Origin of the sequence: Ralstonia sp. NFACC01, assembly GCF_900115545.1 — a bacterium.
Classification (GTDB): Bacteria; Pseudomonadota; Gammaproteobacteria; order Burkholderiales; family Burkholderiaceae; genus Ralstonia; species Ralstonia mojiangensis.
Genome location: NZ_FOWV01000001.1, coordinates 20,773 through 37,060, shown reverse-complemented (window position 1 = coordinate 37,060; position 16,288 = coordinate 20,773). Strand labels below are relative to the sequence as shown.

Below are 16,288 nucleotides of genomic sequence, written 5' to 3'. Positions count from 1 at the left end.
CCGCCCCTATCCCTCGAGATGGCAGCGCACGAGGAAGCGCTGCAGCGCTTCGCCCGGATGCTCGCCGGTCACATGCAACGTCTGCACGCTGATGCGCCCGCCCTCGAAATCGACACCGAACTGCGCGCGCAAGCTGTCTTCAATACGCACCAGATATGCCGACACGGCACCCGCGCCCGACAGCGGCATCAGCGTGATGATGGCGCGGCGGTTCTTGCCGCTCGCCTGCCACACAACGTCGAGCGCACGGCGGCTGCGCACCACGCTCTCGAACAGCGCATCGCTGGTCTCGTCCTGATCGAAGATGAGCGCCACCACCGACGAATCGATGCCGGTATCGCGATGCAGCCGCGCCAGCCGGCCGAGATCGAGCGCGAACTCGTACGGCGCGTCGGGCACAAGATCCAGGATCTCGGAGCTGACGGTGAGGTGGCGCACGCCGTCGGCGTAGTAGCCAAGCAGCACAAGCAGGAACTGCAGGTTTTCGTACGACAGCGAGAGGAACGGCATCTGCTGCACGACCACCAGGCCGATCAGCTCATCCGCGCCCGAGAGCACCGGCGCGCACGCCACGTAGCGTGAGCCGTCTTCGGGGTTGTTCACATTCCGCAGCTCGGGCGCCTGTGGGTGGCCCAGCGTGTGGGTGTCGATGCAATGGCGGATCAACGGGTCATCGGCAACGATGTCGAACGGCGTGCCCACGCGGGCCACCGGTTCGGTGTCGATGCGGTTGCCCGTTACGCGCACCATGGCCGCCACTTCCAGCTGGCAGGCCTGCGCCGTCCATTGCAGGAACGGCTCGGCGCCGGGCAGTTGTGCCACGTCAGGCGCGTTGTCGCCCGTGCCGTGCTCGCGCGCGGCCAGCGCGATATTGCGCAGCTGCGTGAGCGTGTCGCGCAGCGTGGTCGGCTTGGCCAGCAGGTCGTTCTCCAGACGCTCGTGCGAGAGGCGCAGCAGGAAGTGGTTCTTGGTGAGCGCCGACAGCCGGTCGTTCAGGTAACCGTTGACGGTGCGAGCGCGCGACAACCGCGCACCCCAGATGTCACCGTACTGCCCGCCGATCAGCACGAGCATCAGCCCGCCCAGGAAGTACATGCGCGGGAAACTGCCGGCAGCGGCCGTCTGTCCGTAGAACACGGCCCAGGCGCCCAGCACTACCAGCGCTGCGAGCGCACCGAGGAGCGTGCCGTAGCGCAGCGCCAGGATGAGCGGCACCAGCCAGATCCACGGAAAGCCATGACCGAGCAACAGCGGGTTGTCCGGCACGAACAACCAGACGACGCCAATGGCCACCACCACCGCGCCCAGCGTTTCAAGCACCGCGCTCGGGCTCGACACGGCGGGCGCAATCAGGCGCCCATACCAGGTCGACGCGCCAATGCCCTGCGCGTTGCGCCGGCGTTCGGTTCGCCCACCCTGGCCGCGCGTATCGGCGGCGGCGCGGCCGGCCGATTGGGCGGATCCTGCCGACCCGGTTTTCATCAGCCTCGGCCCAGCGGCGAAAGCAGCTCGCGCAGCAGCTTCTGCGCCACCGCCGACACGGCATCGCGGCTCCAGCCGGTGCGGCTGCCCGCTGCGCTCCAGATCACGTTGCCGGTCTGCACGTCGATCACCTGTAGCGTGATGCCCACAGCGGGCTCGCCATCCACGCCGACCTTGTAGCGCCATTCATCCACGGCGCCGGTCAGGGCATAGCGGGCTTTCTCGCCGCGCGCCCAATCCAGCGCGCGCGACACGGCCTCGCGCTCGGCCGGCTCGAACAGCGACTCGCTGTTCAGGTTGGCCGGATACTGCTTCAGGTTGGAGAAACCACGCGCCTTGAGGATGCTCGCGGCAATCGTCTCCGCACGCAGGCCGGCCTGCGGCGTTTCGGTGTAGTTGACGATGGGCAGCACCACCCACGCATCCGACGCGCTGGTCGCCGGCGCACGTGCGCTGTCGACCACCGCGCAGGCGGACAACGCAAGTGCGGCACCAACGCCCGCTGCCATGGCCAGCCAACGCCGGCGGCCGGCCTTCATCTTGTTGATCAAGGGTGTCATCGCGTTCTCCCTGGAGTCTTCCGTTGTGTGCTTCATGTCGTTTCTTCCCCGTTGTCTTGTTCTTGCTTGTTGCTAGTACAGCCAGCGGTAGCGCAGGCCGATTTCCGTCATCGGCGCGGTACCGGCGCGCGTGATGGAGGCATGGCTGAACACCAGCGCCAGATGGTCGTTGCCAAACACGCTGCCGGCCACCCCCAACTGGAGTTGCGTGCCCCACCCTTCGCGGTTGTCATGCAGCAGCCCCACATCCATGAACGGGCGCCACGCACGCGTATAGCGATCAAGATAGTCCGTGCCAAAGCCGAACAGCAGCCCGAACTGCGTGAACGACTGCGGCATGAAGGCGGTGGCATCGGGCGCCGTATCGCCCGTGGCCGCTGCAGGCAAGAGCCGCCCCAGCAACGCGCTTGGCGAGCCCGAGGCGCTGTAGTTTGCACGCGTGCCGACCACGCGGATCGTGTAATCGGGGTACTCCACGCGGAAGCGGTAGCCGGCTTCGGCGTCGAACACCATGCCGCTGCCGAGGAACGAACGGTCCTGACCGTAGAAGCGGTTGCCCTCGATGCGCGCGCGAATGTATTCACGCTGCGTCAGGCGCCAGTTGCCGCCAATCGACACCAGATCCTTCACGCCGCCCACGCGCAGTTGCGTGGTTTCTTCGGCCGGCTGGTTGCGACCGACCGACAGCTCGGTGCCGAACGGGCCGGTCTGCCCCAGCAAGCCATCCAGCCGGAACGCGTAGAACGACGCCAGCCCCTGGCGCCAGCCCACCGTGCCCTTCCACTGGCTGTCTTGCGTCTGGTACTGCGAGATCCAGTCGACGCGGCGGTCCTGCGCGGGCACGCCGGTCAGTTGCGTCCCATCGGTTGAGCGCTGGTTCCGCTGCGTGGCGCGCACCAGCATGCTGTAGTGATCGGTCAGGCGAATACCGGCGGCAGCGCTGCTTTCAAAGTACGTGAGCGGCGCCTGCTTGAACCACGTTTCGCGCGGCTCCAGCGCCTGCGCGTTCGTCAGCAGGGTTTCCTGCAGCCGCTGGTGAATCTGCTCGTCGTCGGGTGCGGTGGTCAGGCCCTCGAACGACAGGCGCTGCGCCTCGCCCAGGCGGTCGGTGAGCGTGTTTGCATCGATGCGGTTGTAGAGCGGGATGCGATCAGGCGTGTCGTCCAGCAGGCGGTTGAGCGTTTGCAGGTCGCGCTCGGCCAGGGCGATGGAGATTTCGGCATAGGCCGGCCGCGTCATGCGGCGTGTGTATTGCTGCAGCAGCCACGCGCGCGCCAGATCGTTCGCCTCCCGCGACAGCGCCCAGCCGAGCGCGGCCTCCTTGGCCACGGCAGAGACAAGCTGGTCGCTCACGCGGGCGTTCTTGCGCTTGTCTGCGGGGGCTTCGGGCGGCTCCGGCGGCAACGTATCGATGTCGCCCAGCTCCGATTTCTGCACGGTGGCGCTGCCGCCTTCGCGGGCCTGCCGCGTGGCGCGGCGGTCATCGCGCAGCAGCTCGATCAGCAAGCGCTGGGCAAGATCGCCCGAGCCAAACGTCTGCGCCAGCGCGATGCGGCGGGCGCGCAGTTCGGTGCGGGCGCCCTCTTCAAGCGGTACGGCATCGTTGCCTGCGCCGTTACTGCCCACGACGACACGCGTACCAACGCGGCGGTTGGCGGGGGCCTTGTCCTTACCGGTTGCGGCATCCACACCGCCTGCACCGTCAGCGCCCTCGGCACGCCACAGCAGCCACCATGCCTCGCGGCGCAGGCGCCAGGCGGCGTCGGCTTGCCCGGCCATTTCACGCGCATCGGCAAAGGCCAATAGCCAGAGCGGATCGTTGCGCATCGAGTTGCCCTGGCGGCCGAGGAAGCGCAACGCAAGATTGGCATCGAAGAGTTGCAGACCGGCGGCAGCATACGCGCCCCAGTACGCGGAATCGTTTTCGGCTTCGCCACGCCACAGGGTCAGCGCGCGCTTGAGTTCATCGTTCTGGCCGGAATCGAGCAGGCCCCACAGGAAGGCGGCCTTCACGTCGCTGCCGGCATCGGGCAACGAGACGGCGCGGCGCAGATCGCGCATGGCGATATCCCACTGGCCGCTCTGGCGGTAGTACTCGGCGCGGGCGCCGAGCACGCCGGGCGATTGCTCGGCGGCACGGCGTTGTTCCAGCGTCAGCGAGGCCAGCAGCCCTTCGATGCGACGGAAGGCACGGGCGCGCGTGTAGTAGTAGATGGCCTGCTGCAACGAGGCCATCGTGCCGCTCTTGCGGAAGGCCAGTTCGGCCAGGCGGCCGGCGTCGATCGGGCTGGCATCGTAGAAATCGATCATCGCCGACAGATCGTCCGGCTGAGCGTTGCCGCCAATCAGCAACTGGCGATAAGCCTCGCGCGACAGGTCATCGCGCTGGTTCAAACGCGCGAGCTGGGCAAACGTGCGCCAGTAGAGATCGTCCGTGGGCGACGCCACCTTGCTGGCGACTTCCATGGCGGACAGCGCCTGCTCGAACTGCGCCCGCACGTACAGCATGTTGGCGAGCTTGAGCGCGTAGCGCGCGTTCGGGCCGAACTCCTTCTGCAGGCGCACGTAGGTGTCGTAAGCCTGGTCGTCCTTGCCGGCGCGCTCGGCCAGCATGGCGTAGCGCTCCAGAATCGCCTGGCGATGCGGGCCCCGCGCAATGCTGTTCAGATAGGCCAGGCCTTCCACCGGCTCGCCCAACCGCTCATACGCGGCAATCACCTGATCGAGCAGCTTCATGTCGCCGGGCTGGCGGCTGGCCTGATAGCGCAGGCCGGCCAGATAGGCGTGGTCTTCGTTGAGCGCAGGCGCCAGGCGCAGCACGTTCTGCCAAGCCGCATCGTCGCCGGTTGACTGCGCGTAGGCCAGCCAGTACTTCAGCGCAGACATCGGCTGGCGGTTCCACTCCGATACCTGCGCGGCGCGTTCGGTCCAGATCTTCAGGTCCGGGCGCTGGCGCACGGCGGCCTCGGCCACGCGCATGGCGTCGTTCAGGTTGCCGCTGCTCATGAAGACGCGGTATGCGAGATCGTAATCGTCCGCATTGAACGGCGCGATCCCGCGTGCGATGGCCTCAGTGCCGGTGGGCTGCGTGGCGGAAGCGGCGGGTGCGGCCGAATCGTTCACCTTGTCCGCTACGCGCCGGATGCGTGCGGCGTGGCGCTGACGCCGAGCGAGCCCTTCCGGCCCATCCATGAATACCGCATCCGTAGGGGATGGCAACGGCTCCGGCCGGCCCGCGAATGTCCAGTCATGACGGGTTGCGCCTGCGGCCAGGGCAATGCCCTCCTCTATTTGCCGCCACGACAGATGCAGCAGGCGGCGCGCGTACTGATCGGCCAGATCGGGCCGGTTGCACGCCAGGGCCAGGCGCGTGAGGAAACGCAGCGTTTCGGTGTCGTCGAGGAGCGGACCCGCGCGGCGCTGCGCTTCGGTCATGGCGTCGTCGAGCAGGTTGCCGCCTTGCAGCGCCTTGAGCCCGGCGATGAAGTAGCGGCGTTGTTCGTCGAGCGATTTGGCGCTGGCCTGCGCGGCAAAGTTGGCCGCGGCCGCAGCGCGGTATTCGCCCACGCCCAGCGCAATCTCGGCGGTGCGCGCCTGCCATTGCGCGGCGCGTGCCACGTCCTGCTTGGCCAGGCGTTGATAGAACTGCACGGCAATCGCACCCTGGTCCAACGCACGCGCCTTGCCGGCCAGGATCTCCAGCTCGGCGGCGGTCCAGCGGTAGTCGAGCGCCTGCTTGAGCAAGCCGCGCAAGTCATTCAGGATCGACGCGCGCCGCGGGTCGTTCGGCTGCAACGCATAGGCGCGCTGCTCGCGAATCGCAATATCAAGCAGCAGCGCTTCGCGTTCGAGCGACTTGTCGTGCAGCGCGCGCATGCGGTTGAGCATGGTCTCGGCTTCTTCCAGGCGGCCGGTGCGCACGTATTGCGCGGCCAGCACGCTCAGGAATTCGCCGTCGTTGGGGCGTACGCGCAGCCAGGCTTCCAGGTACGCCACCGACAGGGCATCGACCTTGCCGCCTTCCAGCAGGCGTGCTTCCAGCCGCTCGCGCGGGAACATCAGGGCGAGCGCCAGCCCGATCAGCGCGCCAAGCATGCCGATCAGCCAGGGCGGAAGCAGCCGTTCGCGCGGTGTCAGGTCAGCAGACCACATCGATACGTTGGTAGGTCACGGATTGGGCGGCAGCGCCGTTCAAGTCCACGCGCACCGTATCGCCTTGTGCACGGGTGGTATGGGCCGGCGCGCCGTTGACCTTCACGCGGCAGGCGCCCACGTTGGCCAGACGGACAAACGGCTTGTAATAGCCACCGGCTTCGAACGACAGACCGTTGCCGCTGCGCGTGAAATCACGCACAAAGGCGGCGGCCTCAGCAATGTAGACAGACTTGGCGGGCTCGCCGGCGGGCGCCATGGCAAAGCGTGCGGCGCCATCGTCCAGGTGGATGTAGATGCCGCCTGGTGCCTTGTCGTAGCCGACCACGCCCTGGGCGTCGGCCACGCGGGGCGTGCCGGGTGTCATCCAGCGCAGTTCGCGCAAGTCGCCGTTGCCACGAACGATCCAGTTGTCGTCATCGCGGGCGATGGCCATGTCGCGAAAGTCCATCACCTTCGCGACATATTCCGTGGAGTAGATGGGAAACACCGGTTGCGAGAGCGCGTAGTCGTAGTCCTTCTTCAAGGCCTTGAGCGACGCAAGCTTGGTGCCCGAATACATGTGGTAGTAGATGTTGATGGGCTTGAATCGGTACGGAGCGTCCGTCATCTGCATCGTTTCAATCAGGCGTTCAAAGCCGTAGTAAGGCCCGGTCCAGTCATTGGTATAGACGTTTTCATTCTGATTGGGCGCAAACACCTGGTAAGCGCCGGGGCCCTTGTCAATGCCGATGGAGGCAATGTCCGTCCATGATGGCGAGCTGCGCGTGATGACGGTATCGCCGCCGTTGATGTTGACCACACCGGCCTGCCACGCCATGCGCACGGCCACTTCGGGCGGGCGGCAGTCGCCCGACCACTGCAGAACCTTCACGCGCTTGCCGGGGGGCGCCAGGCGCTCGTCGATGTAGCGGATGGAGCCGGCGATCTCGCGGTCGAGGCTGAACTTGTAGCCGGGAATGGTCAGCGCGAAGGCGGTATCGCCGCCGCCCGCGTCCTTGCCGGGGCCGGCCGTCGAGCTTTGCACCGTGCGGCTCCAGTCGAACGGGTGCGAATACGTATGGGAGCCGAGCTCGACATACGGCAGCGCAAACATCCTGCGGGCAATGCCTTCCAGCCGCGGCGAAATCTTCGGATACAGGCCCGTCGGGCCCACTTCGCCTTCAATGACGGAAAGCGTGGTCGGAATACGGTACTTGTCCCACACCTCCTGCAGCAGCACTTCGCCCGAATATTCGGGGCCCGGGAATTCCGCACGCGAGGCAAACCCGTCGCCATCCACATGCACGAGCATCAGGCGGCGGCCGTTTTCACTGGTCACGTCGGGAATAGGCATATCGGGCAGCGCCAGCGCGCGGCGTAGGAACTCGATGGGCTGCACCACCCAGCGCGCCTGGTCGATGGTCTCCAGCGCGAACACCGCGAACGGATACATCACGTAGCCGCCCCAGTCAGTGATGGCGGCGGCGTCAAACTCCTGATTGCCGGACTTCAACCGCAGCAGCGATTGCGCGGTGGCGCCGGCCCGGATGGGCACCGTCTCGCGCGCCAGCGGCCGGGGCGGCATCTCGAAGCCCATGATCCTGTCTTGCGACACCACCGACACCGGCCCGCCGCTGCTGGTACCGGCATTGGCCATGCCGCGCACGTATTGCAGGTGCAGCATGTCGGCCAGGCTGCCGTCCACCGGCAGGCCGAAGCGGTTCATGAAGGCAATGCGCACGCCGTCGCGCATGCGGGCGCGCACCCACGCATTGAGCGCCGCGACCTGCTTGACCGGGCTCGTATTCACCCACACCACCACCCCGGCATAGCGGTCGGGCGGCACGTCGGCAGGCAGCGGTTGATTGATGTCGGCGTATTCGACGTCGTAGCCGAGAAAGTTGAGCGGCATGGCAACAAAGCGCACGCCCTCGCTGGTCTCGATGGTGGTGCGCGGGGCACGCTCCTGCAGGATCAGCACCTTGCGCGGCAGCACCTCGATCCGGCCCACGCCGATGGTCGACAACGCCGGATCGGTCACGTAGGGGATCAGGCCCTGCGCCTTGATGCGCTTGGCGGTGTCGCGTGCGCAGGCGCGGTCAGCCGGCGGGCAGTAGTCGATCGAGATGACCGGCAGGTGGTATTCGTCGCGAATCTTGCGCGCCTGCCCCATCAGCCAGTCGCGGTCGGCGTCGCTCACTTCTTTGTATTGCTTGGCGCCCTGGTCCCAGCCGCGATACAGCGATTCAAACGCCACTGCATACGCCTGTTCATGCACCTGCGGCAGGATCTCAAACCCGCGGTTGAAAATCAGCTTGGCGTCCGGATAGCGCGCCTTGATTGCGCGAATCACGCGCACCATGCCGCCTTCCTGGGCCGTGCGCGAGGCGTCGTCCTTGGCCACCAACTGATATGAGTCGAGCGTATCGAGGAAAAAGCCGCGGTAGCCCTTGTCCCACAGCGGCTTGATAACGTGATCGACATAAAACGCCGGCCACTCGGGCTGGGCCTGGTCGACCACGCGGGAGGCCCACGCGGCGTTGTCGCCAAGCAACCATGCCTTGGGCAATTCCTTGAACCAGCTACGGTCGGGCGTGACCTCGCCCAGGCTCACGTAGGCGAGCCATTGCGTCCTAGGCGTTTTGAATTGCAACGGGTCGAAGCCGTGGCCCGGCTCCACGACGACGGCATCGAAGGCGCGCAACTGCGCCACGGGCGGTTTGTCGCCGTAGTACCACGCGATGTTCGGCGCGCTGGCCGAGACCGAAGATGCAACCGCAGACACACCGGACCCGGTGGTGGCAGACGTCTGCTGCGCAAACGTCATACAAGGCATCGATACGATGGCAGCGACAAGAAGCCCTGCCAACCGTGTGATCGTCCCTGCCGTATTCCCCCGTTTCCCCCCGGTGCGCCGCTGTAAACGGCTGAGAACCCACATGAACTGGCACTCCGCTATGCAACTATGTGCATTAATTGGGCCGATCTGCGCCGGCACTGAAGATCGGCGCCTCTCATCACGCCGTACGGAACCGCTGTTTTTCTTCCCGGTCGCCGCCCGCAAACGCAGGCCCCGCAAGGCATACCGAGAAAATGTGTCCGAAGGTGAAGTATCGCCGATGCCATGGGTACACGGCAAACCACATTTTTGATGGCCGCCCATCCTCCTCGGACATAAACAATTGTTTGAGATCAGCCGCGCACGCCGTGGTTTGACAAAGCGATTGGGGCTGCACCATGATCAGTTGAAGCCACATTTCACGCGACCGGGCAGTTGTCGCTGCGCAACGCCGCGACTTGTCCGGACCGGCCCCGCCACCATGTCCGCCCTCATCCTTGCCCTGCTGATCCTGATCAGCGCCTTTTTTTCCGCCTCCGAAATTGCCCTCACGGCGTCGCGGCGCACGCGCCTGCAAACCTTGGCCGACGACGGGGACACCCGCGCCATGCGCGTGCTGCAACTCAAGGACATGCCCGGCAACTTCTTTACCGTGGTGCAGATCGGGGTGAATGCAGTCGCCATCCTGGCCGGCGTCATCGGCGACAGCCAGATCTCGGGGCCGTTGGCCGCGGCGCTGAGCGACTGGCTGCCGGCTGCCCGCGCGGAACGGATCGCCAGCATCGTCGGCTTCATCATCGTGACGGGGCTATTCATTCTTTTTGCCGACCTGCTGCCCAAGCGCCTGGCCGTGCTTTATCCCGAGCGCTGCGCGATGTCGATCATCGGCCCGATGCAGTCGTGCCTGCGTGCGCTGCGGCCGGTGGTGTGGCTGTTCAATGGGGCGGCCGACATGTTCCTCAAGCTGTTTGGCGTGCCGACGCACCGCGTCGACCAGATCACCACCGAAGACATCGCCGCCATGGTGGGCGCAGGTGCGCAAGCCGGCGTGCTGCGCAAGCACGAACTGGCCATGATCGAAAACGTATTCGAGCTGGAATCACGCACCATCACCTCAGTGATGACCGTGCGCGACGAGGTGATCTACTTCACGGTGGACGAGCCGGTGGAGTCGATCAAGATGAAGATCATTGCGCAGCCGCACGCGGAATACCTCGTCTGCCGCGAAGACATCGACTCAGTGCTCGGCTTCATCGCGTCCAAGGACATCCTGCAGCAGATCCTGTCGGAAGAGTCCTCCGCCGTGATCCGCAACATCAGCAAGCATTACGACAAGAATCTGCTGGTGCTGCCGGACACGCTCAACCTGTCTCAGGCGCTCACGCGCTTTCGCGAGATGCACGAACGCTTTGGCGCGGTGGTCAACGAATATGGGCTGGTGGTGGGTGTTGTGACGCTCGACGACATTGTCGGCGCGGTGATGGGCGACATCCTGTATCTGGGCGAAGACGAGCAGATCGTGCGCCGCGATGACGGCTCATGCCTGATCGACGGTGTCACACCGCTGGGCGACGTCAAACGCGCCTTCGACCTCGACGACCTGCCCGGCGAACACCACGTCGAAACGCTTGCCGGGCTGGTCATCTACGCGCTCAAGCGCATTCCCAAGAAAAGTGAAACCGTCGACATCGGGCCGCTGCATATTGAAGTGCTCGATATCGACAACCACCGGATCGATCAGTTGCTGGTTTCGCGGCGCATCGATCCGCCGGCCGGGGCCACGCTCTCGGCGTCGTGAGCGGCAAAGACTTCCTTGGCGGCAAACATGCCGTTGAGCGCCGCCGGAAAGCCCGCGTATAGCGCCATCTGCAGGATCGTCTCGGTGATCTCCGTGCGCGTGAGCCCGACGTTGAGCCCGGCCGCAATGTGCACCTTCAACTGCGGTGCCGCGTTGCCCAGCGCCGTGAGCGCGGCAATGGTGGCGATCTCGCGCTCGCGCAGCGTCAGGCCCGGGCGGCTGTAGACATCCCCAAACCCGAATTCGACGATGTAGCGGCCGAGGTCGGGCGAGATGTCGGCCATGGCCTCGACCACGCGTTCGCCAGCTACATCATCGACTTCCTTCAGCTTTTGCCAGCCCCGTACGTAGCGGTCGTCCTGCAGGTTGGCGTGGTTTGCGGCTTGTGCGGTGTGCGTGTTCGGTGTCATGCGCGTCCTCGTTCGGTTGGCGTTTTGGCTGGCGTTTCGATTTGGAAGATGAGGAAGCGGGGCCTGACGCGTTTTCCACGGCTTCAATGCGAGCCCGGATGCCGTCGTAGACGACGAGTTTGACGCGCAGCACGGCCAGCGTTTCGGCCCGCGCGCGCAGCTCCGCTTCCAGCGCCGCAGCATGCAATTCCAGCAGGCGTTGGCGCGCCGACACACTTTCCAGACTGTCGCCCTGCCGCCGCAGCGCGGCGTACGCCTGCATCTGCGCGATCGGCATGCCGGTATCGCGCAGGCGCAGCAGGAACTCAAGCCACGTCATGTCTTCGGCACGGAAGACACGATGGCCGTTATCGCGCCGCTGCACGCTGTCGAGCAGGCCGATGCGCTCGTAATAGCGCAGCGTATGCGTCGACAGGCCGGTGGCTTCTGCAACTTGGGCGATGGTCAGGAATGTGGTCATGAACGGAGCTTAGAAGTTAGAGTGCACTCTAAGTCAAGCGACTTTACGCGACTTTTTCCGGACCGCACAAAACAAAGCGCCGACCCCCTGTGAGAGGCCGGCGCCGTGGTGTGCAGAAAAACTGGCGGACCGCCGTGGATCAGCCGCCCACACCGTACGCGCTCTTGTCCTGCTGCTTCGGACGATGGTCGCGTTTCTTTTTCTTCTTGTGGTGCTGTGCCTTCTTCTCGCCTGCGGCCGGTGCCGATGCTGCAGGTGCCGGCGCAGCGGCGGCCGGCGCAGCGGGTGCCGCCGGAGCGGAAGCCTGCGCAAATGCGCCGGCGCTGAAGACTGTAGCCACGAGGGCTGCCAGGAGCTTGTTCATCGTGTTGTCCTTATAGAAGAGACTGGTTTGTGGCGCGTTCCGGTATCGGGTGGAGCGTGACCCAATGCGCTCCCACGCCTGCTGTGCAATGCGCGGTCCGACATCGGAATGACCCGCGCATCACCACGCAGTGTGGTGTAGGCGCCATCGGTTGTCCACCTGAAGCCTGACGGTACGCCGATGCGCGGGGCCGGGCCTTGATGTGTCTCAACCCATCGCGACAGACATCGGAAGTAGCGAAACCCCACCTTGTTACGCGCGCTTACACCGTGGGCAGAACGCTTACAAACGGCGGTCAGCGCGTGCGCAATGTCAGGCGTTTTTGGAGGCATGGATCGCAAATGGGACGAGATCCATGTATCTGGAGTCCCAACATCCCGCTTGTATCTGATTAAGGAGTCTCACATGAAAGTCGCTCAATCCCTGGCCGCTCTGATCGTTGCTGGTGCCTTCGCAGCCCCCGTGTTCGCAGCTGGCACAGCCTCCGCACCGGCCGCGGCACCCGCACCGGCAGCGACCGCTGCAGCGACGACCACCGATGCCGCTTCGGCACCGAAGGCTGAAGCCAAGCACGAGAAGAAGCACGCTCACAAGAAGGCCCACAAGGCTGCAGCCAAGTCGGAAGCGAAGACCGACGCCGCTTCGGCACCGAAGGCCGCCGCGCCCGCCAAGCAATAAGGCAGTCGCCCCATGAAAGACGCCGGGATATTCCCGGCGTTTTTTTTGCCTGTTTCCCATTGCATCCATGTAGATGCCTCAGAGGCTTCCCCTCTTCGATCGGGGTCCAGCGCTCCGACGGTTCCACTAGAATGGCGTGCCCGCCGTTTCCGTCGCTCACATTCCTTTCGAATTTCCGCCCACCCATGCCGCTGTCCTCGCGTGCCGTGCCCCGCTTTGCGTTCTTCCTTCTGATGACCATCGGCGCATTGAGCACTACCGCGACGGCACAGACAGCAGCCGCCGCCAACGCGGAAAACAGCGCCGACGCCAGCGACTGGAGCATTGCTGTCGGCCCAGCGATCTACATGTCGCCCAAGTACCCAGGCGCGAAATCGAGCTTCGTGTTTCCGTGGATCGATCAGGAGATCGAATACAAGCGCCGGTTCTTTTCCAAGGGGATGGACTTTGCCGGCGTGTACCTCGCCAACAACGACACGTGGCAGGTGGGCGGCAACTTCCAGTTCGACCCGACGTGGCGCCATGCGCATGACGACGCGCGCCTGAATGGTCTGGGCAATGTCAACGCCACGGTGCGAGCAAAGGCGTTTGCACAGTACACGGTGTCGTTCCTCACGCTGTCCACCGATGCGGAGCAGGACATCCTAGGTAACCGCCAGGGGTTGATCGCCAATGCCGATGCCTACGCGAGCGCGCCGGTCGGCCGCTGGCTGTTCAGCCTTGGCACCGGCGTGTCGTGGACGAACGGTCAGTACATGCGTACGTTCTTTGGCGTGGACGATGGGCAAAGCGCCCGTTCGGGCCTGCCGGTATTTGCCACGCATGCGGGGCTGCGCGACATCCACTTCAACGCCATCGTCACCTGCAAGCTCGACGACCGGTGGACGGCCAATGGCTCGCTCACGGTTGCGCGGTTGCACGCAGATGCGGCCGACAGCCCGATCACGCAGCGCCGCCAGCAGACCACAGCCATGGCCTCGCTCACGTACCGGTTCCGCTGACATCGCGCCCAAGACTGGGCGCCGCAGTGTGCGCAATCGCTTGCGCGGGTGGGTGACGTTTGCCTCGCACACTGTGCACACGAGGCAATCTGCCTATGAGATCAGAACTTGGCCAGCGCGCCTCTCACCCAAACGGACCATGCTTCCTTTTCACAACAGGCATGCACGTGGACTAGCGCAATCGCCCTGGTTTTTTTGCTAGTCTGTTTGGCAAGCGGCGATCACTTCCGATCAATGCGCGGGCAGTGAACGGTGTCTTCCCACCGACGGCGGACACCGCAAGACAGGAGGGCTTGACCATGTTGCGGTGGATTGCAAACTGGGCCTTGAGCCACGCACCCTCTCCCGAGAAGCAGGCCGAACGCGCGCTAAGCGAATTGCGCATGGAGCTGTACCAGGCAGAGCAGCGCGTGATGGATGCACAAATGCACGCGGACTATTACCGCGCCCGTATCACGTTCCTGGAAGACGTCGTCAAGAAGGGCATCGAGCGCGTCTCCGACCAGCGCAAGGGCAAGCAGGAAAGCGCCCACGCATTGCGCGCCGGTCTCAAGTTCACGGCCGAGCTGTGGCGCGAATCGCAATCGCGCGACTCACACTTGCTCAAGCGCCGCACGGCGATGTCGTTCATCGACCCGCACGACGCGCAGGTCGACGACTCGCACGCGCCGAAGATCCACCACTTCTCGAAGATCCCTGTGGATTCGGAGTTTGATGACAACGTGAGCGCGTTGCCCTCCAAGCACGCCGCGGCGGAGAAGGCGTAGCACGTGAGCTGGCCGGGGCGGCCAGCCCGCACGGCCAGTGCGTCAGGTACGTCGACACGTTCGGCTCCGTGTGCAGACGGTGGCGCCTACGGTGCCACCATCGACACGCCGTATTGTGCAAAGATGCGCTGCAGCTCGCCGCTGGCGCGCAGCGCATTGAGCGCGCTCTCCAGCGCCTGCGCCAGTTCACGCTGATCCGCCTTGACGGCCATGCCGATCGCCCAGCCACGTGCTGGCAGCAGCGGCGACTGCAGTTCGGTCGCCACAAAGCGTGTGGCAGACTGGTTCTGCGCCTTCAGCGCACTTTCATATTGCGCCCGCGTCACCATTGCCGCGGCAATCTGGCCGGAGAACAGCGCGCGCAGGGCTTCGTTGGCCTCCGGATAGATCTTCACCTTGTCGCGCAGGGCACCGTTGGCGCTGGAAAGCAGCGCACTCGCACCACCCGATCCCTGCTCGGCGCCGGTCGCCTGGCCGGCGAGATCTTCGAAACTGCTGACCCTGTGGACGCGCTCGCTGTCATACACCAGCACATAGCCTTCGCGAAGGTACGGCGCGACGATCAGCACCTGGCCATTCTGGCGAATGAAATTCGGGTCGACCGGCACATGCAGCATCACGTCGGCCGGGCCGTACCCGAGGTAATGCCCCTTCCAGACCATGTTGCGCAGGTCGCCCGACATACCGTCGTCATCCGCATCAAAGGGCAGCAGCGATGCCGACAGCCCCATCTGCTTGCCGAGCGCATTGGCGAGCGCCACGTCGATGCCGCTGAACTGCCCACCGACGCTGTCGGAGAACGGCGGCAGGCCCTTGTACAGCGCGACCTTCAGGGCGCCGCTCTGGCGGATCTTCGCCATGTCGGCGTGTGCGGGCACGGCGCTCACCACCATGGCTGTCGCGGCAAACAGGAGGCTGGCAAGGCGGCGAAAAGCGCCGGCCGCGGCCAACCGAGAACGGGCGTTCATGAGACATCTCCAGGCGGAAAAAAATGAGCGAGCCGATGCACACGAAGGCAGGGACAGCACCGGCTCGCCAAGCTGCCAACCGTGGCAGGCCGACCTACTCCTGTACGCGGCGCGATTCCAAGTACGTCTTGATTGACCAGACCGCTTCCTGGGTCAGCACGCCTTCAAACGGCGGCATGTAGACGCGGCCATCGCGGGTGCGCCCGTGGCGGACCGTGGCGGTGAAGTACTGCGACACCTCGCCATAGCAGGCTTCCTTCTTCTTGGCGTCGGCCAACGACATGCAGTCGGTGTCGAGCTTGCGCAGGTCGGGCGCGATCCCGCCGGAGATGGCCTCCAGCCCGTGGCAGCGGGCGCAGTTCTGGTTGAACGCGGAGGAACCGATGCGCAGCGCTTCGTCGTGTGCGGAGCCCGTCCGGTATGGATTGTCCTGACGCCAATCGGCACCGAGTTGCGGTAAGGTGTGCGTGTCTACGGCCTGAGGCGTGACATCGCCGTGAGCGGATGCGGCTGTGGGCAATCCCCCGGCCAGAAGTGCGCAGGCAGAAAGCAGCGCGAGCAAGTTGCGAGGCGTTTTCAAGAGTGTCTCCTTGTTGTCGTTGAAACGATTTTTGGGAGGCATTTCTGCAAGAGCCATACCAAGGCGCAAACCTGCCGGAGGACACGGCCAACATCCGCCAAACGCTCCGGATCTCGGATGCATCGGTTGGCACAGGTGCTCAGGAATGCAACACCCTGGCAAGGGTCTTGCTTCATGGCGCAACACTTCCGGTTCGCATCCTGCTCAAATGAGGCGATCCGGGCGACCCGCACACAGATTGCGGGCG

13 protein-coding genes are annotated in these 16,288 nt (G+C 65.0%); 4 read left to right on the top strand and 9 right to left on the bottom strand.

What is annotated here, in order from left to right:
* Positions 1–6 precede the first annotated feature (6 nt).
* From BM136_RS00160 to BM136_RS00145, 4 genes are all read right to left on the bottom strand, one after another.
* On the bottom strand, positions 7–1,482 hold the full coding sequence (locus BM136_RS00160; protein ID WP_092969158.1) for a PelD GGDEF domain-containing protein: 1,476 nt from the start codon (positions 1,480–1,482) through the stop codon (positions 7–9).
* Positions 1,482–2,042, bottom strand: a complete 561-nt coding sequence (locus tag BM136_RS00155; protein ID WP_092969155.1) for a penicillin-binding protein activator LpoB — start codon at positions 2,040–2,042, stop codon at positions 1,482–1,484. Before BM136_RS00155 ends, BM136_RS00160 begins: the two co-directional genes overlap by 1 nt.
* Positions 2,043–2,114: 72 nt before the next feature.
* Positions 2,115–6,194, bottom strand: coding sequence for a tetratricopeptide repeat protein (locus BM136_RS00150; RefSeq protein WP_092969153.1), 4,080 nt, complete (start codon positions 6,192–6,194; stop codon positions 2,115–2,117).
* Positions 6,181–9,003: a bifunctional glycoside hydrolase/polysaccharide deacetylase family protein gene (locus BM136_RS00145; RefSeq protein ID WP_254775588.1), complete on the bottom strand. Its 2,823-nt coding sequence runs from the start codon at positions 9,001–9,003 to the stop codon at positions 6,181–6,183. Before BM136_RS00145 ends, BM136_RS00150 begins: the two co-directional genes overlap by 14 nt.
* Positions 9,004–9,496: 493 nt before the next feature.
* Here BM136_RS00145 and BM136_RS00140 point away from each other — a divergent pair, with 493 nt between their 5' ends.
* Positions 9,497–10,813 (top strand): polyamine export protein PaeA, encoded by a 1,317-nt coding sequence (locus tag BM136_RS00140; RefSeq protein ID WP_092969147.1) that lies wholly within the window; start codon positions 9,497–9,499, stop codon positions 10,811–10,813.
* Here BM136_RS00140 and BM136_RS00135 read toward each other — a convergent pair.
* The 3 genes from BM136_RS00135 to BM136_RS00125 form a co-directional block, all read right to left on the bottom strand.
* A complete protein-coding gene (locus BM136_RS00135) occupies positions 10,753–11,223 on the bottom strand; it encodes a carboxymuconolactone decarboxylase family protein (protein ID WP_092969144.1) in 471 nt (156 codons plus the stop codon). The genes BM136_RS00140 and BM136_RS00135 overlap by 61 nt on opposite strands.
* Complete coding sequence (locus BM136_RS00130) at positions 11,126–11,683, bottom strand: MerR family transcriptional regulator (RefSeq protein ID WP_092969141.1); 558 nt, start codon at positions 11,681–11,683, stop codon at positions 11,126–11,128. Before BM136_RS00130 ends, BM136_RS00135 begins: the two co-directional genes overlap by 98 nt.
* A gap of 139 nt (positions 11,684–11,822) precedes the next feature.
* On the bottom strand, positions 11,823–12,047 hold the full coding sequence (locus BM136_RS00125) for a signal peptidase (RefSeq protein ID WP_092969138.1): 225 nt from the start codon (positions 12,045–12,047) through the stop codon (positions 11,823–11,825).
* A gap of 405 nt (positions 12,048–12,452) precedes the next feature.
* Between BM136_RS00125 and BM136_RS00120 the strand changes: the two genes are divergently transcribed.
* The 3 genes from BM136_RS00120 to BM136_RS00110 all read left to right on the top strand — a co-directional run bounded on the left by BM136_RS00120 (position 12,453) and on the right by BM136_RS00110 (position 14,493).
* Positions 12,453–12,725, top strand: a complete 273-nt coding sequence (locus tag BM136_RS00120; protein WP_004631175.1) for a hypothetical protein — start codon at positions 12,453–12,455, stop codon at positions 12,723–12,725.
* Positions 12,726–12,910: 185 nt separating this feature from the next.
* The gene (locus BM136_RS00115; RefSeq protein ID WP_092969135.1) at positions 12,911–13,726 is read left to right on the top strand and encodes a MipA/OmpV family protein; all 816 of its coding nucleotides are present in this window, start codon (positions 12,911–12,913) and stop codon (positions 13,724–13,726) included.
* A 326-nt stretch (positions 13,727–14,052) separates the two neighbouring features.
* Positions 14,053–14,493 (top strand): hypothetical protein, encoded by a 441-nt coding sequence (locus BM136_RS00110; protein WP_252690956.1) that lies wholly within the window; start codon positions 14,053–14,055, stop codon positions 14,491–14,493.
* Positions 14,494–14,579: 86 nt separating this feature from the next.
* Here BM136_RS00110 and BM136_RS00105 read toward each other — a convergent pair whose 3' ends face one another.
* Entirely contained in the window at positions 14,580–15,461 is an 882-nt protein-coding gene (locus BM136_RS00105; RefSeq protein ID WP_092969129.1) for a substrate-binding periplasmic protein, read from the bottom strand.
* A gap of 94 nt (positions 15,462–15,555) precedes the next feature.
* A complete protein-coding gene (pedF, locus tag BM136_RS00100) occupies positions 15,556–16,041 on the bottom strand; it encodes a cytochrome c-550 PedF (RefSeq protein WP_092970658.1) in 486 nt (161 codons plus the stop codon).
* Between the last annotated feature and the right edge of the window lie 247 nt (positions 16,042–16,288).

Bases quoted from the DNA above. Each gene is read 5' to 3' on its own strand.
- BM136_RS00160 (WP_092969158.1), bottom strand. From the start codon at position 1,482: ATGAAAACCGGGTCGGCAGGATCCGCCCAATCGGCCGGCCGCGCCGCC.
- BM136_RS00155 (WP_092969155.1), bottom strand. From the start codon at position 2,042: ATGACACCCTTGATCAACAAGATGAAGGCCGGCCGCCGGCGTTGGCTG.
- BM136_RS00150 (WP_092969153.1), bottom strand. From the start codon at position 6,194: ATGTGGTCTGCTGACCTGACACCGCGCGAACGGCTGCTTCCGCCCTGG.
- BM136_RS00145 (WP_254775588.1), bottom strand. From the start codon at position 9,003: ATGACGTTTGCGCAGCAGACGTCTGCCACCACCGGGTCCGGTGTGTCT.
- BM136_RS00140 (WP_092969147.1), top strand. From the start codon at position 9,497: ATGTCCGCCCTCATCCTTGCCCTGCTGATCCTGATCAGCGCCTTTTTT.
- BM136_RS00135 (WP_092969144.1), bottom strand. From the start codon at position 11,223: ATGACACCGAACACGCACACCGCACAAGCCGCAAACCACGCCAACCTG.
- BM136_RS00130 (WP_092969141.1), bottom strand. From the start codon at position 11,683: ATGACCACATTCCTGACCATCGCCCAAGTTGCAGAAGCCACCGGCCTG.
- BM136_RS00125 (WP_092969138.1), bottom strand. From the start codon at position 12,047: ATGAACAAGCTCCTGGCAGCCCTCGTGGCTACAGTCTTCAGCGCCGGC.
- BM136_RS00120 (WP_004631175.1), top strand. From the start codon at position 12,453: ATGAAAGTCGCTCAATCCCTGGCCGCTCTGATCGTTGCTGGTGCCTTC.
- BM136_RS00115 (WP_092969135.1), top strand. From the start codon at position 12,911: ATGCCGCTGTCCTCGCGTGCCGTGCCCCGCTTTGCGTTCTTCCTTCTG.
- BM136_RS00105 (WP_092969129.1), bottom strand. From the start codon at position 15,461: ATGAACGCCCGTTCTCGGTTGGCCGCGGCCGGCGCTTTTCGCCGCCTT.